We start from the raw sequence: 24717 nt of genomic DNA, 5'->3' as shown, positions 1-24717 counted from the left end.
TGGTTGAAACAACTCTCATCACATTCTCAGGCAAAATCAGATGCTTACTTGTATGAAAGCGCCCTTGATCAACTTGAAGAATGTTGAGACTATCTGGATATGCTTGAGAAAATTCATTTAAAAACTGTTGATACCCAATGCTATCAACATGAGAAAACTGTAAAAAAAAGGATTCTCCTGTTGCAGGTTCAACCGCACCAGAGAGCCAAAAGGCTTTGAATAACCACTGCCATGCTCCTATGGGTTTGACTCCACAGGCACTAATCAAGCGTCCGAGCAGTGTATGCAGTCCAAAACGACTCTCCAAAGTCAGCGAAGTAGCGAATTGGGCGTTCTTGTTGGCGAACTTGCCGATCATACTGACTCAACAACTCCAGGTCATCTGCAAGTTTTTTTTAAAGGACTCTGGCTGTTGCGGCTTCTGCTTTTTGTGTTGCGATGTTTCCCGATGGCTTTGGCGATCGCAGTTCTCGTCGGTGCATTCTCCTGTTTGAGCCAGTACAGTACTTGCTAACGTTCTTTTGCTGTTGCTGTTTCGGCTTGACGCAACCTTTCTACCAAATCATCCAAACTTTCCTTGACTTCAATTGAGGTCACACCAACCATCGGTAGAGATCTCTAAACGATGATTCTCAGTTTCCCTTATCTGCTCTGTCTCCAATCTAAATTGGTATCACATCTGTTAGGACAATGCTGATGGCTCAAAGCCTTGAAATAACCGGGTTTATATTCAGCAACGCCATATGCTCCACTTGGTGAGGCAGTCGCAGTCTTGGTGAGTCCAGTCCCCGTCTTGGTGAAGCAGCGCCCGTCTTGGCGGTTTCCGCCGATTGCGTTAGCAAGAGCGTTAGCGACGCTAACGCCAGTTGCTCCACTTGGGCAAAGCCCAAGACCGCACTGGACTCACCGTACTGCCTCACCGCAGTGGCTCCACCCTGCGGGAAGCCGCAGAAGCGTCTACAGCACTTAGCAACGCCAGTCCGCTCAAGTCGGGAAACCATGCGCGGCAGTCGCTCATGGGGAGCCACTGCGTTGCGGTGAGGGGGTCGCAGTCTTGGCGGTTTCCGCCGATTGCGTTAGCGAAGCGTTAGCGACGCAGGAGCGTCACCCCCGAACCCGAAGGGGGGTTCCCCCCGTTGTAGCAAGTGGCGTGGAGACCCCCTTTCTGCGCGCTGCCGACGCTCGTTCGCGCAGCGTCTCCCCTTGGGAGAAGACTCGCTACCGCTTCGCTAACACCACGCGGCTGGCTCCTCAGCACTTTGCTATACTATCCCCGACTTAGCCAAAGTTTAATTATTTAAGCGATTATTTATACTTCTTGTTGGTTTAACCAAGCTTCGAGTTCAGCAACTTCTGAAAAATCTAACAATGCTTCTCCCAAAGTTTCTAGCTGTTCAATGGATAATCCTCTAACTCTTTCAATTAACAATGGATTAATTTCAATGCACATTCGCTTACCATTTTCTGTTGTGATTTCTTATTCTAAGAAAGTAGTTCAGTGAAAATTAGGTGCGAAGACACCAAAGAGGAGTGACATGGGACTTAGTGACGGACTCTCGAACCCAAACAAAAAAGCTCAGGTGGTTGATGACTGCTGCAACATGATTGAAGCGCAGCTAGCTGCAAAGTCAGGCATCAGCGGTATCGCCTTGAAAACTGCTTTCGCTGCCCTCAAGGGAATCAAGCCCGGCTACATCCCCTATGTTGTTGAGCAGATTTTACCACAGTGTTTGACGGCGCTTGATCCGCTCTGGAATGAAGGTGTAGACAAAGGTGATCCTGTTGAGTATCTCATTACCAGTCGCGATCGCACAGCGGACGCACTACTGAGTGTTACTGATACTAGGATCAAGAGTGTGAAGCGCCAAATCGTACGAGGAACCTATGAAAAATTTCGCGGTTCAGCCAAGCAACATGTACAAGAAGCAGTGCCAGACTTTGCCAAGGTAATCGATAACTACACCAAAGCATAACCGACAAGGGAATGAATACAGCTAGGCGTGCGCCCCCTCAAATGCAGGTGGGGTAATTGTTTCCCAGCCGAAACCCTGATTTTTATGTAGCGGCAATTCATCAATTGTCGCTACAACCTGTAGTTTTACTTAAGTCCAATATTACTAATTTTATGATTATCGACCCTAAACAAGTGCCTACTGAAAGAGGCACAGCTTACCCCGATGAGTTCAAGCCAATGGTTGCAGGACGAATACGACAACGGTTAGGCAACTTTGCAGGATTAAATAATTTTGGAGTCAATCTGGTGACATTAGAGCCAGGAAGCTGTTCTGCTTTAAGACACTGGCATTCTCATCAAGATGAGTTCATCTATATTTTAGAGGGTGAACTGACCTTAGTTACAGATGCAGGAGCAGAAATTCTCACACCAGGAATGGCAGCAGGATTTCCCGCAGGTGAAGCAAATGGACATCATTTAGTGAATCAATCGTCGGTGGTTGCCGTTTATCTAGAAGTAGGAGACCGTACCCCCAATGATCAAGCGATTTATCCTGATCATCCAGATTTGACCACAGAAGCCAGCCCTGATGGCATATCTAGAAAATTTACGAGGCGTGATGCGTAAAGCCTCCGAATTGAATTGTGGGGAGTATGTCAATCATCAAGATGTAACACCATATAAAACTTCTCTTTTCAGCTAGAAAAAGTAATGTATCAGTGTATTTCTAGCCAAACCGTAGAAGCAATTCCTCAATTGCTTCTGCAATTACCCTGTACCTCAATTTATCGCAATAATTATTGAGTAAGTATAATACATTGCACCTTCTATGTTGATAGAGAATCATTAAGTGCTTAACCTAGGATTGTGGAATTAGAACACAATATTAATAGGTATTCATGGAGGTCGCTATGGTTCGTCTTCCTCAATTTATTCGCAACTTTTTCATTCGTATTGAAGGCTTTTTAACTGTATTTTTGAAAATTTTTACGAATTTTATCAAAAATGCCTTTGGCTTTTTCGTTAACATCTTCGGATACAACAGTTCTACTAGTTTCTTAGAATCTGATGACGCGCAAAGTATAAAACGAATTTCTACTAAAGAGATTGCTGAAACTAAGCAGGATAATACAGCTGAAACTTCCACCACTAAACGCCGTCGTCCTGAAGCTAAAATGGACTATTACCTCAAGATGGCTCGTGAAATCAAAAAAAATTAATAGACTTCTTGCTTGAAGAAGGCAGAAGGCAGGAGGCAGAGGGCAGAAGGTTCTTTTCAGAAGGGGATTCAAACCCCTCCTGAAAAGGAGCCACCTTTCTTGAAATTTGGTGGGGGTCTTAAACCCTTGCTCCCTCCGGTCGCGCAGATGGTTCGGGCACTCAGGAGAAGGGATAAATCCCTTCTGCCTTCTGCCCTCTGCCCTCTGCCTTTCTTGATAAACCCTTAACCCGATTCTAAATTCCTCTCCCAAGGTTGGGAGAGGAGCTTTTTTGATATTACGATTTAGTAGAAGGTTCAGCTGCATGAATTAAGTCTGGCTTTTCCTCAAGAGGAGGACGCTCAATGGTTTGAGCTGATGTGACATGTTGAGGGCGTTGAATACTCTGTACTCGTACAGGTTTACCGCTTTGAATTGAATTATAAAGTGCCCGAATGATGCGAACATCGTTTAAACCTTCTATCCCCGATGGTTCTGGGTCTTTATCTTGTAAAATACAGTCTGAAAAGTAGACAAATTCGGCTGCTAGCTGATCGTGATCTGCAAAAGTCTGCTCTTGGGTTTCACCATTGATTGTCAAATAATGCTTGAGTTCTCCCTGCCATGAATAGGCAGGATCTACTCGCAAGTCGCCTTTGGTACCTACGATTTGATAAGTCGAAACACTTGCCGCGCCAAAGCTACAGGTAAAGGTTGCTACTCGCTCATGGGGAAAACGCAAGATGACGCTGGCCATTTCTTCTACTTCGCTGAAGCGTTGTTCTCCCTTATTAGCAGCTATGGCAAAAATTTCGATTGGTTCATCTTGAAATAGATAACGCGCAGCGTTAATGCAATAGATGCCGATATCATAAAGCGTGCCACCGCCTTTAACATGTTGTAAACGAATATTACCCTGCTCTACTTGTTGAGTGAAAACCGAGTTAAAGATGCGCGGTTCACCAATTTGTCCTGAACGTATAATTTCGATCGCTTGTAAGTTTGCTGGTTCTAGGTGTAAACGGTAAGCAATCATCAATTTCACGCCGTTGTCATTGGCGGCTTTAATCATGTCCTCACATTCTTGTTCAGTGACAGCCATTGGCTTTTCACACAGTACGTGAATTGCCTGATTTGCTGCACGCACAGTGTAATCACGGTGCAGATGATTTGGTAGTGCAATATAAACTGCATCAACCTCACCGCTTGTCAGACAGTCCTCGTACTCGTCATAGGAGTAAGTACGCTTGATACCGTACTTCTTGCTAAGTTCTTCACGTTTAGTAGGGTCATCTGAAACTAAAGCAACTAATTGAGAGTTTTCGGCATGGGCAAATGCAGGTAAAGCAGCTTGTTGAGCAAACCAACCTAAACCAACAACGGCGTAACGAATTTTGCGCTTTCCATTCTTCGCTGTCATTTTTAAACCTCTTGATGAAGAACTTGTTTTCAAAAAATCACTCTTTTACAGTGATCAAGTTTTGCAAGTGTTCCATCCTGCTGATGAGAGAAACGATCATCTTACTTAGGAGATATAAGGTTAAATTTAAAACTAAACTTTAAATATATTTACTTTAGTAGTAAAGCTAAAATGATGAACCACAAAATATATAAAGAAAGAAGAAAGAATTTCATGAAGGATTGCTAATTGCCAGAGTTGATGCAGAAACTAATGCAGCAATAAAGCATAGGACAGATAAAGGACTTTATGTCATTTGATACATGTGTGTAAAGCACAGTAACTATTAACTTGGAATTATTCAAAAAATATCTGTCGTTAAATAAATTACTTTTCAACTCAGAATTGGGGAATCCTGAAGTGATTAATTTTCAAGTTGTTGCGATCGCTAACAAGGTTCGTAAATAAGCAAAGGAAAAAGGAGACAGGACTTTATGCTAGTTCATATCATTGCTGATTACGGCTTTGGCGACCTCGCCTTTGCAGAAGTAGTGCAACAGTTGAAACTTTATCTACCGGATGCTGAACCGATACTCACACCCGTACCAGCTTTTGCAACCTTAGCGGCAGGTTTTTGTATCGCGCAGTTAGGCTTGAATAAAGCCCCCGCCGGAACAATTATTTACCACAACGTCGCGCCTCGCAAAGATGATGAACAGGCGCGTGCTGATAATGCGGGGGAACGGTTGGCTTATGCACGCCTGCCAACGGGTGTGCGGGTCATCGGTGTGAATGCAGGTTATGCTTTCTCCTTTGTGCGGGATCTGGCTGTGGAGTTGCGTTGGGCTACTGTTGCGGCAGAAGGTTCACAGTTTCGTTCTCGTGATTTGTTTCCAGAAGCAGCGGGTGCGATCGCATTAGGTCAACCAGATGCTTTAGATGATAAGATACCACTTTCTGAGATACCCGACGTACCACCCAACTGTATTGCTTATATTGACGGTTACGGCAACTTGAAAACCACGATTAAACATGAGGCTATAAAAGCCCACGAAGGACAAGTTATACGTTTGCAAATCGGTGAAAAGCAACACGAAGCGATAAAAAGCGATGGTAGCTTTGCTGTTGAAGCTGGACAGTTAGCTTTTGCACCAGGTAGCAGTGGTTGGACTGATGCACAAGGCAAAGATACCCGCTGGATGGAAGTTTTCCTGCGCGGTGGCAATGCTTGGCAAGCATTTAACCGTCCATCAATTGGTACACAGATACAGGTTGATTGATGACCAAATAATTACTAATTCGTAATTCGTAATTCGTAATTAAAAATTCATTAACTAGGAATTAAGAATTAATTCCTTGAGGGTGCAAGCTCACGCCACTTGCTCCACTTGGGCAAAGCCCAAGACCCTCCGGGTGACGCTCGCAGGCTCGCTAACGCTCTTGCTAACGGCAGTCCCCCAGACGCTCGTTCGCCTTTGGCGTCTCCCTTTGGGAGAAGACACAGCTTAGCTGCGCTAACGACGGAAACCGCCAAGATGGGGGCTGCCTCACCGCAGTGGCTCCTTAATTTATTAATGAAAAAAAAGAAATTTATTCATTATTCAGAGCGGCTACCTTTAGGTATGGGCTAATAATTACGAATTACCCTTCGGGTGACGCTCCTTCTCCCAAGGGGAGACGCTACGCGAACGTCGCTACCGCTTCGCTAACGGAAGTTCGGACTCGACGGAAACCGCCAAGACTCCGACTTCCTCACGAATTATCAATTACGAATTATTTTGACAGCCAACAGCCGGATATTTCTGTTTATTGCATTAAACTGGGATGGGTTGTGGGATTTCAACTGGTTCACCAGTCAAGCTAAAAGCGCGAACTTCAGTAATTTTTACCTTCACCAACTTTCCTTTGAGTTCATTGATATCGCCAGTGAAAAACGTCAGACGATTGCCGGCGGTGCGTCCCATCACCTGAGTTTTATCTTTAGGGTTTTGGTCTTCCACCAACACTTCTTCAATGCGACCAAAGTAACGTTGCGATCGCTCGGCTGCTTTGATTGCCACTAAATGATTTAATCTTTGTAGGCGATCGCTTTTGACTTCCTCACTCAGTTGATTTGTCCACAAAGCTGCGGGTGTCCCCGGTCGAGGTGAATATGCTGCTGTATTCAACAGGTCAAAGCCGATATCTTCTACCAGTTTCAAAGTATTTTCAAACTGTGCTTCTGTTTCCCCAGGAAATCCCACAATTGCATCAGCACTAATCGATGCATCTGGCATGTACCGCCGGATAGTATCGATGATCCGCCGATATTTCTCATGGGTGTAACCCCGCGCCATCGCTTTCAAAACTTCATTATCCCCAGATTGAAAAGGAATATGAAAGTGTTCGCAGACTTTGGGCAATTCAGCACAAGCTTTTATGAGTCTTTCCGTGAAATATCTGGGATGGCTAGTGGCAAATCTTAACCGCTCAATCCCTGGCACATCATGCACATAATACAGTAAATCTGTGAATGTGTGCAGATGGCGACCTTCTGCTGTCACACCAGGCAAATCTCTGCCATAAGCATCAATATTTTGACCAAGCAAAGTCACTTCCTTGTAACCTTGGCGAGCGATTTCTGCCATTTCGGCGCGAATTACTTCTGGTGTACGGGATTGTTCTACACCACGCACATTAGGAACTACACAGTAAGTGCAGCGTTCGTTGCAGCCATAAATCACATTCACCCAAGCAGTAATTTTGCTATCTCGACGCGGCTGGGTGATATCTTCCATAATGTGAATTGGCTCAGTTGCCACCACTTGATTACCCTCAGACACCGACTCTAGCAAATCTTTGAGACGGTTGGCGTATTGTGGGCCCATCACCAAATCTAATTCTGGCACGCGTCGCAACAGCGCTTCGCCTTCCTGTTGAGCAACGCAACCAGCCACAATCAAAGTTAAATCTGGCTGCTCATGCTTGCGTTTAGCTTGTCTCCCAAGGTAGGAATATACCTTTTGTTCAGCATTATCGCGAATTGTACAGGTATTGTAGAGAATCAAATCTGCATGATTGGGGTCTTCTGACCACTCAAAGCCCATGTCTTCTAAAATGCCAGCCATGCGCTCTGAGTCAGCTTTATTCATTTGACAACCGAAGGTAGTAATGTGGTAGCGGCGTTTAGAAGTGGTCATGGGAAATTAGGCTTAGTCAGCGTAACGTTATATCAGTTTTATTTTGATTCACTTTAATAAGTGTAGCGATATTCTAATCAGTGTAGCGATATTCTCAAATATATTCAGTCTGGCAAATCAATCAGGCTAACGTTTAAAAAGTATATGCTGACGTAGCATCTTGATTAACTGACGACATACAGCTGGGAACTTCGTTCCCCAGCGATAGCTCTTGCGGACAATATCCAGAACAAAGTATGGTATCCGTAGACGCAGCGGGTAGAGTAAAGGCAAATATAACCAATAATATGCCTTTTTCAGGTCATTCCACTTTGAGCAAGTTTCTTGATCGAGGAAATCTGAAATATCTACAACTAATCCTCTACCTTGATACATCATTACATTACGACCGTGAATGTCATGGGGGTAGAGGCCACGATTACGAGCATAATCCAGAGCTTGATCAATGTCCCTGATCACCTGCTTGGGAATACGTAGACCACGGTGCATACAATCGTAGAGAGTTACTCCATACAACCGTTTTAAAACTAAAAAGCCATCTTTGGCATATAAACATTCAGAGTAAGCAGGATGAGAACCTAAGCGCCGATAAACTTCTACTTCCTCCTCAAAGCCTGGGCGACCAGGGGCGTAAATCTTAACTACTTGGTCTGGGTAATCTGGGTGATAGACTACTGCGGCGTAGTTCCCAGCTCCCACAAGCTGCCAAGGTTCTGGGAGATAGCTGACTTTGACGGGGTTATGGGGATTGACACTTTCAAGTTGTAAGTTAGGGAGTAGTTCGTGGTGAATACTTTTGATTAGTTGCTGAATGTGGGATTTATCCATCGGTATCAGTATCCTATATGTAAGATAACAGACGCAACGCACTGGCTCCCTAATGCCAAACTCTTATTTGGCAACATCACTAATTGGAGTGACCACTTATATATTGAATCACGGGATCTGTTTGCAAAACATAGCCATTTTTGAGAATGGTTAAGGATGCACCATTGACAAGATATTCATATTTTCCATTCTTGGCAACATATCCTGTTCCTTCTTCTACATCAATGGGTAAAGAACGGATACCTTGACGATTGAGCTTAGAAGTACTTGTGTAAAAAAGCTGTCCACGCTTGTTACAAATATAAATCTGAAAATTAGGAGTTTCAACATAAGCTTCTAACAGCCCTCCTCCTGCATAACGAGGGCAAGTGTATGCATTTGCTATCAGTTGATTATTTACTTGTGAATGTTGATTAGTCGTTGATTCTGATGCAACGGCAAAGGAAGATGTTCCTACTATTGCAGTTAATAATGAAGTTACTCCACAAGTTGTAGCTAAAATTATTGGCAATGATTTCTTTAGTTTTTGATTCCAGCTATTCATAATCACCTCTCAAGTTTGATTACTTCAAACTTCAAATTAAAATTGGAGTTTTTCGGATTTGATGAGTAAAAAATTTGAGAGCTATTTTGTGAGGCTGATGCTGCATGGATTCCCGCCCATCAACCCAAAAATTAAATGCCTATAGAGTAGAACATGTCAGGGCAGTCATCGAAAAGCTTGAATTTGACAGACAGTTGGTGGTGTGTCAAGCTGCGGTCATTAAGCGCATAAGAAAGAAGCCACAGCTTGTCAAGCAGTATACAGGTGAGTTTCTAAGTAGTGGACAACCAAACAAACCTGCTTTGGGACAGGCTTTTTCCTCCTACCAAAAGCATTGCTGCTTTAGCTTAGCGTCTATCCACACTGACTAAATCAACATCAGCAAGCCATATGGTTCTACTTTGAGGGGTCACTTCTTCGAGAATTGGTGATCGCCACTCCACGCCGTAAAGCCAATTATTTTTGAGGCTAAAAATCCCTTGAATAATACGGCTTGTCGGCTGTTCACTAAAATTAACTTCTACTACATCCCCTAACTTAAAAGCTGGAGGAGGAACAGTGATGTTTTCCCGTGTGTTTGTTATGCAAAATTCTCGCTCAGGTAAGTAGAGTGTTTCACCAAGGCAGACGATCGCATAAATCCACTGCTGCTCTTCCCACTGAACACCACAACAGTAGCCTGACAAATCTGAGCTTGTCAGAAAGACTTTTTCTAGCATTTGAACTGCCAGGGGAGGCATAAGTTGACCCCACGGTGGGGAAGTATGCCAACAGGATTCTAAAGCGGTAATCTGGTTAATCATGATGCTTTGCACTTCTCTTTTTTATACATACACTTGATTACACCAGCACAATCCGGAATTTCAGTCAAATCCTTAACCTGACCATAACCAATAGCCTTTTTCTACAGAAACAGTAATTTTACTATGCTTTAATATTGGTTTGGCTTACCCCACTCAAATTTAAATTATGGGTCAAGACTGCGCTCAACATTTTTGTTCAAAGCTTTGCTTGTGTCTGTTGCAACGTCTACCTTGGTGGGTGAAGAATTGATTTGATAGTGGTTATTAGCTACTATGTATACTTGGATACAGGAAACAGAGGCGATCGCTTGCCATCCCCAAGTTAGATTTTCTCACTTGAGGAAGCAATTGTTCGTTTGAGAGCTTAAAGCTTAGTAACGGTTACGTCCACCGTAGTTACCTCTGTTACCACCAGACGGCCCTCTATCTTCTTTGGGTTTAGCTTTATTCACTTTCAGTTCACGACCCATCCACTCAGCACCATTAAGAGCTTCAATGGCAGCTGCTTCTTGATCATCTGAACCCATCTCTACAAAAGCAAAGCCTCGCAAACGACCCGTTTCACGGTCTGTAGGAACTACAACCTTTTTGACAGTACCATACTCTCCAAAAACACTTTTAATATCATCTTCGGTAACTTGGTAAGAAATGTTACCCACATAAATTGACATCGATTTTCTCCAAAATTATGACTGTGTAGAGATTTAAATTTCGGAGACAAGTCTTTCAATATCAAAAGCAAAAAGCCTGTCAATACTAAAAATAAACCCTTTCACCGAATTAATTCTCACTTTTTTAAGATGACATAGCTATCAAATATCTGCAAAAGCCTAGTCAGCCTTGCAAGGGACTTTTCTTGGCGTCTAAGCACTGATTAGCAATAAAAAAACCCAGCCATATCAGCTGAGGTTAGAGAGAGAAAACCCAATGTAGAAGGAAGATACCGATGCCAAACTTCAAAAATCCTAGCTGACACCCAAGGCAACCAAAACTAGAGCAGTAACGAAAACTACTGCAACCGCACCCAAGAGTGTGTAGCGACGTTGCTGCTCTGGTGATGGATAAGCGGCATAGTACATCTCAGGTTCAGTGGCGTAGTTGTTCAGGATGCCTTCTTCGTTAATGGTGGTGTACATAGTTTGTTTAAACATATTAATTTATGTAAATAAATATAACAATATTTTTACAAATAGTCAACAAGACTGAACACAAAAAGGTTGATAACCTTGATAAGAGCTAGTAATTAGGGATAAAGGAGTTTAATCAATACGGTTCGGATAAGAAATTTACTCGTGAAGGCAAGCAGGGGAGCTGGGGAGCTGGGGAGCAGAGGGGAAAGACTTACTGCAAGTCTTTCCCCTCTGCTGTCTCAACGAAGAGATGTCTTAACCGAACGGTATTCGGAGTCTAATAGCCTGCAAAAGTCTCTTTGACAGCTGAGAAAAGGGTAAGGGTTTAAAACCCTTACCCTTTTCCCTTTTCCCTTTGCCCAATCTACACGGTCACTGCTGGTGTGCTGAGATCAGCTTAAGCGGCTTGAATGTATTGATATCTACGCAAGTGGTATTATCCAGCTTGACTTTTAATTCAGTACTGAAAGTGATTAGTTGCTCAACCAGCGCCTGGCGATCAGTTAAACAGCCTTTAATAACCATGAGTTCTTCCAAAGTCCACTCATAGAGATTTCTTTCTGAATTGTTAATAAACACAATCAATTCGTTTCTGATTTTCCAGATTTGGTTGAGTAGCTCGTCCAGCTTAACGCTGATTACATTCGCAACCTGAATGTTGAATGATTCTCTATTGCCGATGATTGCAATCACTTCATCAACGTATTGTCTCACCAGAGTGATAAATGTCTGATTCCATTCATTACGGATGTTCTCAAGCTTAATGTCAACATCTCTGTAGAGGTTATTAATCTTGTTGTTAATTTCCGTACTGTTAACAATAAAATTGAGCATTCTATTGTTAACTTCAGGACTGTTGATCACAACATTCTCAATCTTCTGGTGAATTTGAGAATTATCGATGAAAACATTCTGAATCTTCTGGGTTAATTGATCATTGTCGAAGATTTGGTTAATTAAGACGTTGTTGTTGGTTACGTTGTACTGCAAGCGTTGGTCAACGTACTGATTCAGATCAGTGTTGTCATTAATGATGCTTTGAGTGATCAGGTTGATTTTGTTGCGGACGTTTTGCTCGAATGAGTTATCAACTTGCTGGCTGACATACTGATTAAGCTCAGTATTATTATTAATGATGCTCTGGGTAATCAGGTTGATTTTGTTGCGGACGTTTTGCTCGAATGAGTTATCAACTTGCTGACTGACATACTGATTCAGTTCAGTATTGTCATTAATGATGCTTTGAGTGATCAGGTTGATTTTGTTGCGGACGTTTTGCTCGAATGAGTTATCAACTTGCTGGCTAACATACCGATTAAGCTCAGCACTATTGTTGATGAGATTTTGAGCAATCAGGTTGATTTTGTTGCGGACGTTTTGCTCGAATGAGTTATCAACTTGCTGACTGACATACTGATTCAGTTCAGTATTGTCATTAATGATGCTTTGAGTAATCAGGTTAACGTTGTTGCGGATATTTCGCTCGAATGAGTTATCAACTTGATGACCGACATACTGATCAAGCTCAGTATTATTATTAATGATGCTCTGGGTAATCAGGTTGATTTTGTTGCGGACGTTTTGCTCGAATGAGTTATCAACTTGCTGACTGACATACTGACTAAGATCAGCACTATTATTGATGAGATTTTGAGCAATTAAGTTGGTATTTTTACGGATATTTTGCTCAAAAGAACTGTCGATTTGTTGATTAAACTGTCGGTCGATGAACTGGTTAAATTCCTGCTTATTGACAATGCTATTGATAATCAAATTAATGTTGTTACGGATATTTTGCTCAAAAGAGTTGTTGACTTGCTGATTAACGTATTGGTTAAGTTCCTGCTTATTGATGATGTTGTTGAGAATCAAACTAATATTGTTGCGGATTCTTTGCTCAAAATTTTGGTCGAAATAGAGGTTGAGTTGTTGGTTAATTTTATTCGATATCTCAACGTTAATCTTATCTTCCAATATCCGCTCTAAGTAATAATCAGACCAATCTTGCAAGTTCTGCTTCAAGCTCAACTCTACCTGTTGTAGATAAGCGTCCATTGAGAACCTGACTTTTGCCACTTCTATGGACAGGCTGTTGAAGCGCTCTTCGTAACTTTTGAGAAGTAACTGTTCGAGTTGATCCCAATATTTATTTTCTAGCTTTATATCAACTTTATCTGTCACCTTGGTAGAGCTATCAATCTGCTTTAATTGCTCTTCCCACTTTTTCTTAAACTCTTCTTCTTCAAATCTGAATGTGAAGTCAAAGGTATAGTTTTCTTGCTTCCGTTCTATATTCGTCTGTTCTATTTCTATAGAGTTGTTATCTCCCAACTCTATACGTCTTTCGGTTATTTCAGCTTCGCCTAATTGCTCTATTGCCAAAATAATCTGTCCTTCATTATCTTCCTTATAGGTATCAATAAATAATCCTGTTAGCGTAGTCTTTTCCTTGACTTCTAAAACTACTTCGTCTTTCAGACCATTTAATGAAACCCAAGTTTCTTCAATTTCGATACCTGTGAGTTTTGTAGTAAATTTCCCACCTTGAATCAAAATTAAAGCCCAAGGCTCTAGATTAAATTTTTTGTTATCTGACCAATAGCTAGCATTACCTTCCCGAATCTTCAGCCGATAATTACCAGGATTTAATTCAATGAAATTACCTCCAGTTTGTTTGAGGGTAGACAGATAATTTTCGTCCAAAACGTAGCAATTTTTTTTGCTGTCTACTGTTAAAGTTCGAGAGTTAAAATATTGCTTATTACTAGTAATAAGCAGATTAATTGACCCACTATTATCAGCATTATTGAAATCGAAGTATAAGGCGTTGATAACAGCTTTACCCTTGACCTCTAATTTGAGAGTGTCATTATATTCATTTAAAGTCGTCCAGGTTGCACCTACTTCAAACCCTGTGTTTTTATTAATGATTGTAGTTCCATCAATCCCATATATCCACAGTAAAACAAACGGTTCACCTTCTGTTTTGCTTTTGGCATAACTATAGCGACCTTCAGTAATCCTGATGTCAAAATTACCTTTTTCTAAGGTGAACGAGGTTGCAACATTCTGTTGCAAATTGTTCATTTGATTAGGGTCGATAACGTAGCAATTGGTTTTGGTATCGATAGTTAAGATATTCACGTTTTTTCCCTTGGCAGTTGTAATTACTTGCATAGTTTTGCTGTTGTGAAAATTTTCCTCTGGCTTTACTTCTGGAGTAATTTCGACTACTCTTTTCGTAGCTGGTTCATAAATAGTAATCCCAGCCCAGCGACCGATAGGTTCGGTTATGGCAACTAAAGTCCCTTTACCAGTTTTAGTATCAATGGAGATTAATTGACCATCTTTACCTAACTGAAAAAAGTTACCAGTTACGCCGTACAGAACATCATTAACAAATTCTAAACTGGTAACATCAGCAAAGCCTATATCCCCAATAATTTTGACTTCACTTGTATCAAGGTCACAGGTTGCTAATAGTTTCTTTTTGTCATAACCAATTAAGGTGATATAAGCTTTACCATTAGCATTAAAAGCAACTTCACCACAGTTATATTCTTTGCCTGTTACTGTTAGTGCCGGTGTTCCTTTACCTGTTTCGAGATTAATAGCAATCAGTTGTTTAGCACTTGTAGCGTAGAGGATTTGGCGCTGGCAATTGTATGCTAAACCTACACAAGTAAAGCCAATATCACCGATCGCGATCGCCTCACCTGAATTTAGGTCGATTTTAACTAGTTTCGTCTTATCGTCTACAAGGCCCAGTCCGTATAATTGAGAATCAACAAAAGCAATATCTGAAAGTTCTACAGCTATTTCGCCAATCAGAATAGCTTTATTTGTTGCCAAATCCAGAGTATACAGTTTACTTATTTCATTCAAGTAAACTGCTCTTGGTATGAGCTGAATATTCGGTGTGCTGCTATCAAGTTTTCTGTTTACACTTGATTCATTTCTTTTATTTTGCACATAACTAGATATCCAACTAAATATGTTCATAGCAAAAATTTACGAAATTTTGTTGCAAATCAAACTTTTTAACTACTTGCAAGTTCAGTAAACCGAAAACTTTTAGAAGCTGACAAAAGACTGAAGATATTAGGCGTAATCTTGAGAACTTTTCATGATGATAATAAACATTACAAATAGTTTATGGAAGTCGTCGGGAAACTCCATCCTTTTGTGGGTCGAGAGGGATAGCCGCCTGCCGACTTGGGGCATTGGGCATTGGTAACTCTTCTCCATACCCTATTTTCCATGTCCAAAAACTCCATCCCCTTGTGGGTAGAGTTTTTTTATTGGTAATCCACCTAGAAGTGTTGAGTTGATTTACCAAACTTTACATTATTTTTTACAGCAGAAACGATGAGATAGGAAAACCTGTTAATAGTTTCCTATTTTGTTTTCCCTCTGAAGGTGTAATTATTTTTTATCAAAAGAAATATTTATAAAATGTAATTCTTTAATTGGCTCAATGTATTACAACGTAATCCTCTAGCTTGATTTGCAGGAAAATAAAGGATTAGATGACAGTAGGATAAATTAGGCAAACAAGGGAATAAATGAGCATTAAGCTGTTCCGCATAAAAGATTGCATATCTAATTTGTGTGGACTGATGACTGATGACTGATGACAGTCAACGACCTTTATAGGTGATTATGCAATTTAGATGCGCTTTAGCTTAGTTGCTAAATCATGGCTCAGATATGTAAGACAAAAAATAAAATTAAGTGGAAAAATAACTCGGTATGATGCTGAAGTCTGTTACCTTCCTGTAAAGGTCATATTCGGTATTTAATCAGGTTTATTTAAAATTTGAGTAAATGTATTACATAATTGCTCATACCTATTTTCAATTTACTTATGACAATATTTGTCATGAGTAAGATGCACTTGATTTTATAGGCGAGTAAACTGTCATACTGATGAATTCGTGAAAATTATTTTGTAATGGAGTTTGATATGACTTTAGCAACTCCTCCACAGACGAAGCCTTTAACTGATGCAGAATTGTATAAAATGAACGCCTACTGGCGTGCAGCCAATTATCTTTCAGTAGGGCAAATATATCTTCTTGACAATCCATTACTGTTAGAACCGCTGAAGTTGGAACATGTCAAACCCCGACTACTCGGACACTGGGGAACAACACCAGGCTTGAACTTCATTTATGTCCACCTCAACCGAGTAATCAATAAGTATGATTTGAACACCATATACATTGCCGGGCCTGGTCATGGTGCCCCTGGACTGGTAGCTAACACTTACTTAGAAGGCACTTATAGCCAGTATTACCCCAACATCTCCCAAGATATTGAGGGGATGAAACAACTTTTCAAACAATTTTCCTTTCCGGGTGGTATTCCTAGCCATGCTGCACCGGAAACTCCGGGTTCTATCCATGAAGGCGGTGAACTTGGTTATGCGCTTGTCCATGCCTACGGTGCTGCTTTTGACAACCCTGATTTGATAGTTGCGGCTGTTGTCGGTGATGGGGAGGCTGAAACTGGTGCTTTAGCTACTAGCTGGCATTCTAACAAGTTTCTCAATCCTGTTCATGATGGTGCAGTACTTCCTATCTTGCACCTAAATGGGTATAAAATAGCTAGTCCAACCCTACTGTCACGGTTGAGCCATGAAGAGCTAGAAAGTTTGTTTGTGGGTTATGGTTACAAACCTTACTTTGTGGAAGGCTCAGAACCCGCAGATGTCCACCAACAGATGGCGGCAACTTTAGACACCATAATTACAGAAATTCAAAACATCCAGAGAGAAGCCCGCGTGCATGGTTTTAGCCAGCGCCCGCAGTGGCCAATGATTATTTTACGCACACCCAAAGGTTGGACAGGGCCAAAAGAAGTAGATGGCAAAAAAACCGAGGATTCTTGGCGATCGCACCAAGTACCTTTAAGCGAGATTGCCAAAAAACCAGAACACTTGCAAATTCTGGAAGATTGGATGAAAAGTTACAAACCAGAAGAACTTTTCGACACCAACGGTAAGCTAATTCCTGAACTAGCAGAACTGGCTCCCAAAGGACACCGCCGCATGGGCGACAATCCCCACGCCAACGGCGGTCTTCTCCTGCGCGATTTGAAGTTACCTAACTTCCAAGACTACGCTGTAGATATCCTCCAACCAGGCAAAGTAGAAGCGGAAGCTACCAGGGTGACAGGAAAATTCCTCCGGGATGTCATAAGACTCAACCAAGAAACCCGTAACTTCCGTATGTTCGGCCCCGACGAAACCCAATCAAACCGCCTAGATGCTGTGTTTGAAGTTACAGATCGGACTTGGGTAGCCAAGATTCTTCCAGAAGACGAACATTTATCTCCCGATGGGCGGGTGATGGAAATCCTCAGCGAAACTAGTTGTCAAGGATGGTTAGAAGGCTATTTATTAACAGGTCGCCACGGATTTTTCTCCTGTTACGAGGCATTCATCCACATCATTGACTCAATGTTCAACCAGCACGCCAAGTGGTTGAAAACTACCCTTGACATTCCTTGGCGTAGACCAATTGCTTCTCTGAACTACTTGCTTACCTCCCACGTTTGGCGACAAGACCACAACGGTTTTTCTCACCAAGACCCTGGTTTTATCGACCATGTGGTCAACAAAAAATCAGAAATCATTCGCGTATATCTCCCCCCTGATGCCAACACCTTGCTGTCGGTGACAGACCATTGTCTCAGAAGCCGTCAGTATGTCAACGTCATCGTTGCAGGTAAGCAACCTGCACTGCAATATTTAGACATAGATGCAGCTATCAAGCACTGCACCAAAGGTATTGGGATTTGGGAATGGGCAAGTAATGACCAAGACAGCGAACCCGATGTGGTGATGGCTTGCGCTGGGGATGTTCCCACCTTAGAAACCTTAGCTGCTGTAGACATTTTGCGGCAGAACTTCCCTGATTTGAAGGTGCGGGTGGTCAACGTAGTGGATTTGATGACACTACAGCCAAAAAGCGAGCATCCCCACGGTTTAAGCAGCAAAGACTTTGACACGATTTTCACCACTGACAAACCAATTATCTTTGCTTTTCATGGCTATCCTTGGTTGATTCATCGCCTAACTTATCGCCACACCAACCACAATAACCTGCATGTACGCGGTTATAAGGAAGAGGGAACCACCACAACTCCCTTTGATATGGTTGTACTTAACGACCTCGATCGCTTCCACCTGGTGATGGACGTAATCGATCGCGTACCAAAACTAGGTTATAAAGCAGCTTATGTCAAACAGCGCTTGCAAGATAAGCTAATCGAACACAGGCACTACATCTCTAAGTATGGCGAAGACATGCCAGAGATTCGTGACTGGAAGTGGCCGTATTAAGCTAGGGAGTGGGGAGTAGGGAGTAGGGGGGATGAGGAGGATGAGGGGGATGAGGGGGATGAGGGAGAATAACTTCTTTTTCCCAATTCCCAATTCCCCATTACCAATTACCCATTACCCATTACCTATTACCAATTCCCTATTAACAATGCCTGATCAATTTTGGTTATCACAGTTACAAAAACACCGAGCGATCGCAGTTATCCGCGCCCCAAAAATCGAACTGGGACTGCAAATGGCTATGGCTGTGGCATCTGGAGGAATGCAGCTAATTGAGATTACCTGGAATAGTGATGGCGCACCAGAATTAATTAGTCAACTACGTTCTAAATTACCTGACTGTATTATCGGTACTGGTACACTGTTCAATGTCCAACAACTGCAAGCTGCGATCGCATCTGGGGCACAGTTCCTCTTCACACCCCACGTTGATCCTGTGATGATTCATACCGCAGTTGAGAGAAATATCCCTATTATCCCTGGTGCGCTTACTCCTACAGAAATTATTACTGCCTGGACTCAAGGCGCTAGTTGTGTGAAGGTGTTCCCTATACAAGCAGTGGGAGGGGCTAGTTATATTAAAAGTTTACAAGGGCCACTAGGTAACATTCCCTTGATCCCTACTGGCGGCGTCACCCTAGAAAATGCCAAGGAATTTTTACAAGCAGGAGCAATTGCTGTGGGTTTAAGTAGCGAATTGTTTCCTCAAAAACTGGTTGTAGATAGAAATTGGGAAGCGATCGCTCAAAATGCCAGTAACTTGATGCAACAGTTAGTCTAACGATAGAGTGAAATTATACAATGTATATACTTATAATAGAAGTAAAGGGCTAGAGATTAAATTTTAAATCTGAAAAATCTCTTTCAACTTCGTCATCTGAAGGTATTTATGATGAAAAGTCTTATTAACACTGACTGGATGCGTCACTTAAAAATATTCCTTGCAGGCACAGCACTATCCTTGAGTGTGATGGGTGCTGGAACTAATCAAACTTGGGCAGCTTCAAATCAACAGACGATTAAACAAACCATCCAGACTTTACAACAATCCGACCAACGCTGGATTCAAATTAATCTCTCAAAGCAGCGATTAACAGCTTGGGAAGGTGGAAAACCCGTTTATTCCGTCGTGATTTCTTCCGGCAAAAAATCTACTCCGACTCGCGTCGGCACTTTTAAAATTCAATCCAAGTACAAGACTACCCGGATGCGGGGAGAAGACTACGACGTTCCTAACGTTCCTTATGCAATGTTTTACCAAGGAAACTATGGTATTCATGGTGCATATTGGCATAAAAGTTTTGGTACTCCAGTCAGTCACGGCTGTGTTAATGTTGCACCGAATCATGCCAAGTGGTTATTCAAATGGGCATCGTTAGGGACACCAGTAGTCATTCATAAGTAGTTTTTGGGAATTGGGAATTGGGAATTGGGAAAAAGAAGTTATTTTCAACTTCTCACTCATCCCCCTCATCTCTACTCCCCACTCCCCATTCCCTAATAACCAGAAATCAAGACAATTGAGCGATTTTGGTGGAACTGTCGGTAGGAAATCTCCGGAATTAGAATTACTAAAGTTGAAATAAATAATAGAAGAACTGATCAGCCTCAAAGATATAAGCGTAAATCCTGACAAATCCTGTTTGAAATTACTTAAATTGTGAGTGCGATGTCTACGCAGTTAACACCATCAAATCTGCAAACGAGCGATCGCACCAGACAAGACTATTGGAAGCATGAGAGTAAAAGTTTACTACAATGCCCCTGTAATATTACAGTTGCAATTTATTCTCCCCTGCTGTCTAAACGATAATCTCCAGGCAAAAAAGGAGTAGGACTACTCTTTTTCTGCTCAAACAAGCAAACTTAAAATAGAAGGTGATGCAACATGCAAAGTTGGATACGTTGCTCAAGAACTTTCTGTGCAGGTATGGTGTTGATCGTGGCAGCTTTAGTCTCTTGTTTGCCACCAACGGCGGCTGACCATAACTCTGCTACAGCCAGTGCAGCATCGCTGGAGAACAACAGCATCACTATCTCTGAAGACCAACAAAAATCCCAACCTCGTAGGATTGAAATTGACTTATCCGAGCAACGCTTACGTGCATGGGAAGGTGAAAAACTAGTATATTCATTCCGCATTTCTACAGGAAAGCGCTCAACTCCCACACCCATAGGTAGCTTTCGCATTAATTCTAAATATCGCACTGATCGAATGCAAGGCAGGGGTTACGATATTCCTGATGTTCCTTACACAATGTATTTTTATCGAGGCTATGCTATTCATGGTGCTTACTGGCATAACCGTTTTGGGACTCCAGTAAGTCATGGTTGCGTGAATTTGCCAGTTAAATTAGCTCGCAAGCTTTACAACTGGACTTCAATAGGGACTTTGGTTGTAGTGCGTAAGTAGAGTGCTGAGTGCTGAGGAGCCAGCCGCGTGGGCGGGTTTCCCGACTTGAGCGGACTGGCGTTGCTGAGTGAGTTAGGTTAGGAGTTAGCAGGACTTAAACAAGGCATACGCATTTGTTATTTCAGCGAACTCATTTGTTATTTCGGCGTACGCATTTGTTATTTCGGCGTACGCATTTGTTATTTCGGCGTACGCATTTGTCATTTCGGCGTACGCATTTGTTATTTCGGCGTACGCATTTGTTATTTCGGCGAACTCATTTGTTATTTCGGCGAACTCATTTGTTATTTCGGCGTATCCATAACGCACGCTACGAAACTTCTAGAAGAGTTGAAACCTATGCTGCTTGTACTTGTGTATACACCGTAGCCTTAGCGAGGGAAGGGTGCGCGAAGTGTGCGGGCGGGGCATTTCTGTACCTCATATAGTTGAAATTTGCTGTATTTAGGTTTCAAGCATTTTTAAGTCTTTGGTTGTATTTGTTTTGCCTGCATCGGTTTGAAGGTTATTTCTGCCTCAAAAATGTTTCAGTCCTGTTATTTCTTTTGAGAGACAAGAGTAATTAATCCAATTATTTCTCAAGTTTGATAGCAGTTCTTTCCCCAGACTGACTAACTAAAAGTGAGCAATTGCTATGATAAGTGCATAACAGTTATTACTGGATGGGTGTTGTACCGCTGTGACCCATTGTCGTGTGTCGAAGGAGAGCGACGACAGATACACGGACAGTAAGAATATGTGCAATGAAAGGTGTGGAGTTTTTGTCGCTTCCTTCACTTTGCTACCTATGTACGGAAGGTTAAACCCTTCATCAGAGCGGTTGGGCGTAGTAGACTTTCAACGCTATTATGACATGTTATAATACTCAAACTGCCTTAGCTCACTTGTTGAACTAAGGCAATTTGAGTGATTATAATTGCGAATTTCTTGTGAAGACTGTTAATGGTCAGGAAATTCCATAAAATCAGGACTCATACCAATTTGAAAAAAGAATGCAACAGATATCTTGTAGGGGCGTACAGCTGTACGCCCCTACAGTTAATCAATCTGTCGCAAAGATTATTTAAATCGGTATTATGCAAAATAATGCATTGAGGAGACTTTACCCCTGCTTTCCTACTTCTCCCTCAAGCCCTGGATGTTGGTTTCAAAAATAACCATGCGACGAAGAATGTAGCTGCTGTAAATAGTTGCGTCAAATCTAAAGCAGATAGATAGCCATCTGCAAATGAAGCAATACTGCGATCGGTGATGCCAAATACCCAAGATGAGAGGCCAAACAGCCAAATCCCATTTTTGAGATATCCTACGAATTCCTTAGAGTCTGATTTTTGCTGGTCTTTCATGATCCTCTGTTGTTTTAGTGAAGAATCTGCTGATTTATGAAAAATGCCGCTATTAAAAACTTTCTTCGACTCCTGGGATTGGATCTATCTCTATATTAATAAATATTTCAGAGGCTTGACTTCACTACCTAAAGGTACATCTATCTTTTTTGACCGAAATTAATGGGTTTTAAGCCTCGCCTTTATAGGGCGGCTTTTTTGTGTTAGAATTTTGCCGTAGGGTTTTCCCACGTCAAATGATTGTTTTTGAGTTTAAAGCCAAAGGAAAAACAACTCAATACGCCGCCATTGATGAGGCGATAAGGACATTTCAATTTGTTCGCAACAAGTGTATCCGCTACTGGATGGACAACCGAGGTGCAGGACAAAAACAGTTATATCGTCACAACACTGCGTTAAGAGCTGAGTATCCATTTGTTAAAGCTTTAAACTCTCATGCAAGTCAAGTTGCAGTTGAAAGGGCTTATACTGCAATTGCTCGGTTTTACGACAATTGTAAAAAGCAAATTCCAGGTAAAAAGGGCTATCCACAGTTTCAGAAAAACAACCGCTCAGTTGAATATAAAACCTCTGGATGGTCACTTTCACCAAACAGGAAGCAAATCACTTTTACCGATAAAAAAGGCATTGGCAAGCTAAAAATCAAGGGAACTTGGGATTTAAACTTCTACCAAATAGATCAGATAAAACGGGTTAGATTGGTTAGTCGTGCTGATGGCTACTACGTTCAGTTTTTAGTGAAAGCTGATGTGAAAGTAGACATTAAACCAACTGGTAAAACTATTGGATTGGATGTTGGAATCAAAGAGTTTTACACCGATAGCAACGGACATACAGAACCCAACCCTAAGTTTTATCGAACAAGTGAGAAACGGTTAAAATTCCATCAACGCCGTGTTCAACGCAAAGTTCAAGGCTCTACTAATCGTAAGAAAGCTATTAATAAATTAGGGCGAGTACACCTCAAAATAAGTAGGCGGCGTGAAGAACATGCCAAGAAGGTGGCACGTTGCGTAATCCAATCTAACGATTTGGTCGCCTACGAAGATTTGAGGATTAAAAATTTAGTTAAAAATCATTGTCTCGCCAAGTCAATTAATGATGCTGGTTGGTATCAGTTCAGAAAATGGTTAGAGTATTTTGGGACGAAGTTTGGTAGGGTAACTGTTGCTGTTAATCCGCGACTAACTTCTGCTGAATGTTCTAATTGTGGTGCAGTAGTCAAGAAATCTTTGTCTGTGAGAACCCATGCTTGTCAATGTGGTTTTGTGCTAGATAGAGACTGGAATGCTGCAATCAATATTCTGAATTTAGCCTTGGGTACTACGGGTCACGTAGGAACCTGGGTCTTAGACCCGAACGCTTCAGGAGATTCGACCTCTACTCATACTGGAGAAATCCTGTGTGAGCAAGTTGGGTCTATGAATGAAGAATCACCGCCCTAAAAGTGCGGTGAGTGTCAAAGAAATCAATCAATTTAGTTAATGACTGTAATTCAGTTTCAAAACTCATCTGATACACAGCGATCGCAAACAAATCTGCCACATTTAGGGCTAGTTTGTATCACTTTTTCTAAACAAGTTCGCTTTCGCACGATGACGCGCACGCGCTACTTGCAACTCTCTCATGTTGAACGTGAAAGCGGACTCAGAGAAATATATCAGCATAATTTACAGCGTTTGCATGATGCCCTTGGCTTTTGTGAAGCAAACAAAATTCGGCTGTATCGCATAACCTGCGCTTTATTTCCGCTGAGTGATATGGAAGATGAAATTGGCGCTCATATATTGGAGGAAATGCAGCCCCAATTGAGCGAAATTGGTAAAAAATCGCTAATTTTGGGCATCAGAATGGTACTGCACCCAGACCAATATGTAGTGCTGAGTTCTGATTCTCCCGAAGTGGTGCAAACAAGTATTAAAATTCTAGAACGCCACGCTCGTACACTTGACTTGCTGGGCTTACCGCGATCGCCTTGGTCATTGATGAATATTCATGGCGGCAAATCTCAACGCAGTGAACAATTAGTAAAAGTGATTTCCGAACTCCCAGAAACAGTTAAAAGTCGTTTGACCTTCGAGAATGATGAATACGCTTACAGTGCTGAGGAAATTTTAGCAGTGTGTCAGCGCTCAGGAGTACCAATGGTATTTGATGCCCATCACCATATTTGCCACGAAAACTTAGATAGCTACAATCACCCCAGTGTAGCGTCGATGTTTTACGCAGCGCGGGAAACTTGGAAAAATCCAGATTGGCAATTGGTACATATTTCCAACGGTGAAGAAGCTTTTAATGACAGAAAACACAGCGAATTAATCATTGCTATGCCTGATGTCTATCACCAAGCACCGTGGATAGAAGTTGAAGCTAAAAAGAAAGAAGAAGCGATCGCGCATTTGCGATCATGGTGGTTGGAAGGGGAAGGGTGAAGGGGAAGGGGAAGGGGAAGGGGAAGGGTGAAAGGTGAAGGGGGAAAGTAAGAGTATACTATATCAGTATTTTGGTGTGGAAGCACGTTCTTTCCCTACACCCCACACCCTGTTTTCGGTCATCAGTCATCATAATTAGATA

The 24717-nt window shown here is 41.9% G+C and carries 21 protein-coding genes and 2 pseudogenes; 12 read left to right on the top strand and 11 right to left on the bottom strand.

The features are described 5' to 3' along the window. Nucleotides 1–268: pseudogene (locus tag I8748_RS06305) on the bottom strand (IS630-like element ISAcma28 family transposase); the annotation flags it as partial. Nucleotides 269–283: 15 nt separating this feature from the next. On the opposite strand from I8748_RS06305, the gene I8748_RS34525 reads away from it, so the two are divergent. Further along, entirely contained in the window at nucleotides 284–514 is a 231-nt protein-coding gene (locus I8748_RS34525; RefSeq protein ID WP_214662445.1) for a hypothetical protein, read from the top strand. 795 nt (nucleotides 515–1309) lie between these two features. Here the strand turns inward: I8748_RS34525 and I8748_RS06300 are convergent. Continuing rightward, a pseudogene (locus I8748_RS06300) lies at nucleotides 1310–1441 on the bottom strand (DUF4351 domain-containing protein); the annotation flags it as partial. Between the two features lie 94 nt (nucleotides 1442–1535). Between I8748_RS06300 and I8748_RS06295 the strand changes: the two are divergent. From I8748_RS06295 to I8748_RS06285, 3 genes are all read left to right on the top strand, one after another. Further along, a complete protein-coding gene (locus tag I8748_RS06295) occupies nucleotides 1536–1973 on the top strand; it encodes a DUF6918 family protein (RefSeq protein WP_198123791.1) in 438 nt (145 codons plus the stop codon). A 152-nt stretch (nucleotides 1974–2125) separates the two neighbouring features. After that, entirely contained in the window at nucleotides 2126–2581 is a 456-nt protein-coding gene (locus I8748_RS06290; protein WP_198123850.1) for a cupin domain-containing protein, read from the top strand. Between the two features lie 284 nt (nucleotides 2582–2865). Continuing rightward, nucleotides 2866–3174 (top strand): threonine dehydratase, encoded by a 309-nt coding sequence (locus tag I8748_RS06285; protein WP_198123790.1) that lies wholly within the window; start codon nucleotides 2866–2868, stop codon nucleotides 3172–3174. A 277-nt stretch (nucleotides 3175–3451) separates the two neighbouring features. Here I8748_RS06285 and I8748_RS06280 read toward each other — a convergent pair whose 3' ends face one another. Further along, the gene (locus I8748_RS06280) at nucleotides 3452–4573 is read right to left on the bottom strand and encodes a Gfo/Idh/MocA family protein (protein ID WP_198123789.1); all 1122 of its coding nucleotides are present in this window, start codon (nucleotides 4571–4573) and stop codon (nucleotides 3452–3454) included. 473 nt (nucleotides 4574–5046) lie between these two features. On the opposite strand from I8748_RS06280, the gene I8748_RS06275 reads away from it, so the two are divergent. Continuing rightward, the gene (locus tag I8748_RS06275) at nucleotides 5047–5832 is read left to right on the top strand and encodes an SAM hydrolase/SAM-dependent halogenase family protein (RefSeq protein WP_198123788.1); all 786 of its coding nucleotides are present in this window, start codon (nucleotides 5047–5049) and stop codon (nucleotides 5830–5832) included. Between the two features lie 534 nt (nucleotides 5833–6366). Here the strand turns inward: I8748_RS06275 and miaB are convergent. The 7 genes from miaB to I8748_RS06240 form a co-directional block, all read right to left on the bottom strand. Next, nucleotides 6367–7731 (bottom strand): tRNA (N6-isopentenyl adenosine(37)-C2)-methylthiotransferase MiaB, encoded by a 1365-nt coding sequence (gene miaB, locus I8748_RS06270; RefSeq protein WP_198123787.1) that lies wholly within the window; start codon nucleotides 7729–7731, stop codon nucleotides 6367–6369. A 126-nt stretch (nucleotides 7732–7857) separates the two neighbouring features. Next, nucleotides 7858–8559, bottom strand: coding sequence for a serine/threonine-protein kinase (locus tag I8748_RS06265; RefSeq protein WP_225896328.1), 702 nt, complete (start codon nucleotides 8557–8559; stop codon nucleotides 7858–7860). A gap of 79 nt (nucleotides 8560–8638) precedes the next feature. Beyond that, nucleotides 8639–9103 (bottom strand): hypothetical protein, encoded by a 465-nt coding sequence (locus tag I8748_RS06260; RefSeq protein WP_198123786.1) that lies wholly within the window; start codon nucleotides 9101–9103, stop codon nucleotides 8639–8641. Between the two features lie 347 nt (nucleotides 9104–9450). Further along, a complete protein-coding gene (locus I8748_RS06255; RefSeq protein ID WP_198123785.1) occupies nucleotides 9451–9906 on the bottom strand; it encodes a DUF1392 family protein in 456 nt (151 codons plus the stop codon). Nucleotides 9907–10277: 371 nt separating this feature from the next. After that, a complete protein-coding gene (locus tag I8748_RS06250; RefSeq protein WP_198123784.1) occupies nucleotides 10278–10577 on the bottom strand; it encodes an RNA recognition motif domain-containing protein in 300 nt (99 codons plus the stop codon). Nucleotides 10578–10871: 294 nt separating this feature from the next. Next, nucleotides 10872–11042, bottom strand: coding sequence for a photosystem II assembly protein Psb34 (gene psb34, locus I8748_RS06245; RefSeq protein WP_198123849.1), 171 nt, complete (start codon nucleotides 11040–11042; stop codon nucleotides 10872–10874). 366 nt (nucleotides 11043–11408) lie between these two features. After that, nucleotides 11409–15038, bottom strand: a complete 3630-nt coding sequence (locus I8748_RS06240; protein ID WP_198123783.1) for a hypothetical protein — start codon at nucleotides 15036–15038, stop codon at nucleotides 11409–11411. Between the two features lie 964 nt (nucleotides 15039–16002). Here I8748_RS06240 and I8748_RS06235 point away from each other — a divergent pair. The 5 genes from I8748_RS06235 (at nucleotide 16003) to I8748_RS06220 (ending at nucleotide 20797) form a co-directional block, all read left to right on the top strand. Beyond that, entirely contained in the window at nucleotides 16003–18384 is a 2382-nt protein-coding gene (locus I8748_RS06235) for a phosphoketolase family protein (RefSeq protein ID WP_198123782.1), read from the top strand. A 148-nt stretch (nucleotides 18385–18532) separates the two neighbouring features. Next, nucleotides 18533–19165 (top strand): bifunctional 4-hydroxy-2-oxoglutarate aldolase/2-dehydro-3-deoxy-phosphogluconate aldolase, encoded by a 633-nt coding sequence (locus I8748_RS06230; RefSeq protein WP_198123781.1) that lies wholly within the window; start codon nucleotides 18533–18535, stop codon nucleotides 19163–19165. Nucleotides 19166–19276: 111 nt separating this feature from the next. After that, complete coding sequence (locus I8748_RS06225; RefSeq protein ID WP_198123848.1) at nucleotides 19277–19789, top strand: L,D-transpeptidase; 513 nt, start codon at nucleotides 19277–19279, stop codon at nucleotides 19787–19789. A 264-nt stretch (nucleotides 19790–20053) separates the two neighbouring features. After that, on the top strand, nucleotides 20054–20197 hold the full coding sequence (locus tag I8748_RS34520) for a hypothetical protein (RefSeq protein ID WP_214662414.1): 144 nt from the start codon (nucleotides 20054–20056) through the stop codon (nucleotides 20195–20197). Nucleotides 20198–20272: 75 nt separating this feature from the next. Next, the gene (locus I8748_RS06220; protein ID WP_198123780.1) at nucleotides 20273–20797 is read left to right on the top strand and encodes a L,D-transpeptidase; all 525 of its coding nucleotides are present in this window, start codon (nucleotides 20273–20275) and stop codon (nucleotides 20795–20797) included. Between the two features lie 1127 nt (nucleotides 20798–21924). On the opposite strand, the gene I8748_RS06215 is transcribed toward I8748_RS06220, so the two are convergent. Continuing rightward, nucleotides 21925–22143 (bottom strand): hypothetical protein, encoded by a 219-nt coding sequence (locus tag I8748_RS06215; RefSeq protein WP_198123779.1) that lies wholly within the window; start codon nucleotides 22141–22143, stop codon nucleotides 21925–21927. 236 nt (nucleotides 22144–22379) lie between these two features. Between I8748_RS06215 and I8748_RS06210 the strand changes: the two genes are divergently transcribed. Both I8748_RS06210 and uvsE read left to right on the top strand, forming a co-directional pair. After that, nucleotides 22380–23588 (top strand): RNA-guided endonuclease InsQ/TnpB family protein, encoded by a 1209-nt coding sequence (locus I8748_RS06210; RefSeq protein ID WP_198123778.1) that lies wholly within the window; start codon nucleotides 22380–22382, stop codon nucleotides 23586–23588. 39 nt (nucleotides 23589–23627) lie between these two features. Further along, nucleotides 23628–24575, top strand: coding sequence for a UV DNA damage repair endonuclease UvsE (uvsE, locus tag I8748_RS06205; protein WP_198123777.1), 948 nt, complete (start codon nucleotides 23628–23630; stop codon nucleotides 24573–24575). Nucleotides 24576–24717: the final 142 nt, after the last annotated feature.

The organism is Amazonocrinis nigriterrae CENA67 (assembly GCF_016056305.1).
Taxonomy (GTDB): Bacteria; Cyanobacteriota; Cyanobacteriia; order Cyanobacteriales; family Nostocaceae; genus Amazonocrinis; species Amazonocrinis nigriterrae.
This window is presented reverse-complemented; position numbering and strand designations above follow the sequence as displayed.

Excerpts from the sequence above, each read along its gene's own strand:
- I8748_RS06225 (WP_198123848.1), top strand. The coding sequence starts at position 19,277 with ATGAAAAGTCTTATTAACACTGACTGGATGCGTCACTTAAAAATATTC.
- uvsE (WP_198123777.1), top strand. The coding sequence starts at position 23,628 with ATGACTGTAATTCAGTTTCAAAACTCATCTGATACACAGCGATCGCAA.
- I8748_RS06235 (WP_198123782.1), top strand. The coding sequence starts at position 16,003 with ATGACTTTAGCAACTCCTCCACAGACGAAGCCTTTAACTGATGCAGAA.
- I8748_RS06260 (WP_198123786.1), bottom strand. The coding sequence starts at position 9,103 with ATGAATAGCTGGAATCAAAAACTAAAGAAATCATTGCCAATAATTTTA.
- I8748_RS34525 (WP_214662445.1), top strand. The coding sequence starts at position 284 with ATGCAGTCCAAAACGACTCTCCAAAGTCAGCGAAGTAGCGAATTGGGC.
- I8748_RS06210 (WP_198123778.1), top strand. The coding sequence starts at position 22,380 with ATGATTGTTTTTGAGTTTAAAGCCAAAGGAAAAACAACTCAATACGCC.
- I8748_RS06285 (WP_198123790.1), top strand. The coding sequence starts at position 2,866 with ATGGTTCGTCTTCCTCAATTTATTCGCAACTTTTTCATTCGTATTGAA.
- psb34 (WP_198123849.1), bottom strand. The coding sequence starts at position 11,042 with ATGTACACCACCATTAACGAAGAAGGCATCCTGAACAACTACGCCACT.
- I8748_RS06290 (WP_198123850.1), top strand. The coding sequence starts at position 2,126 with ATGATTATCGACCCTAAACAAGTGCCTACTGAAAGAGGCACAGCTTAC.
- I8748_RS06275 (WP_198123788.1), top strand. The coding sequence starts at position 5,047 with ATGCTAGTTCATATCATTGCTGATTACGGCTTTGGCGACCTCGCCTTT.
- I8748_RS06240 (WP_198123783.1), bottom strand. The coding sequence starts at position 15,038 with ATGAACATATTTAGTTGGATATCTAGTTATGTGCAAAATAAAAGAAAT.
- miaB (WP_198123787.1), bottom strand. The coding sequence starts at position 7,731 with ATGACCACTTCTAAACGCCGCTACCACATTACTACCTTCGGTTGTCAA.
- I8748_RS06230 (WP_198123781.1), top strand. The coding sequence starts at position 18,533 with ATGCCTGATCAATTTTGGTTATCACAGTTACAAAAACACCGAGCGATC.
- I8748_RS34520 (WP_214662414.1), top strand. The coding sequence starts at position 20,054 with ATGTCTACGCAGTTAACACCATCAAATCTGCAAACGAGCGATCGCACC.
- I8748_RS06250 (WP_198123784.1), bottom strand. The coding sequence starts at position 10,577 with ATGTCAATTTATGTGGGTAACATTTCTTACCAAGTTACCGAAGATGAT.
- I8748_RS06215 (WP_198123779.1), bottom strand. The coding sequence starts at position 22,143 with ATGAAAGACCAGCAAAAATCAGACTCTAAGGAATTCGTAGGATATCTC.
- I8748_RS06280 (WP_198123789.1), bottom strand. The coding sequence starts at position 4,573 with ATGACAGCGAAGAATGGAAAGCGCAAAATTCGTTACGCCGTTGTTGGT.
- I8748_RS06265 (WP_225896328.1), bottom strand. The coding sequence starts at position 8,559 with ATGGATAAATCCCACATTCAGCAACTAATCAAAAGTATTCACCACGAA.
- I8748_RS06255 (WP_198123785.1), bottom strand. The coding sequence starts at position 9,906 with ATGATTAACCAGATTACCGCTTTAGAATCCTGTTGGCATACTTCCCCA.
- I8748_RS06295 (WP_198123791.1), top strand. The coding sequence starts at position 1,536 with ATGGGACTTAGTGACGGACTCTCGAACCCAAACAAAAAAGCTCAGGTG.
- I8748_RS06220 (WP_198123780.1), top strand. The coding sequence starts at position 20,273 with ATGCAAAGTTGGATACGTTGCTCAAGAACTTTCTGTGCAGGTATGGTG.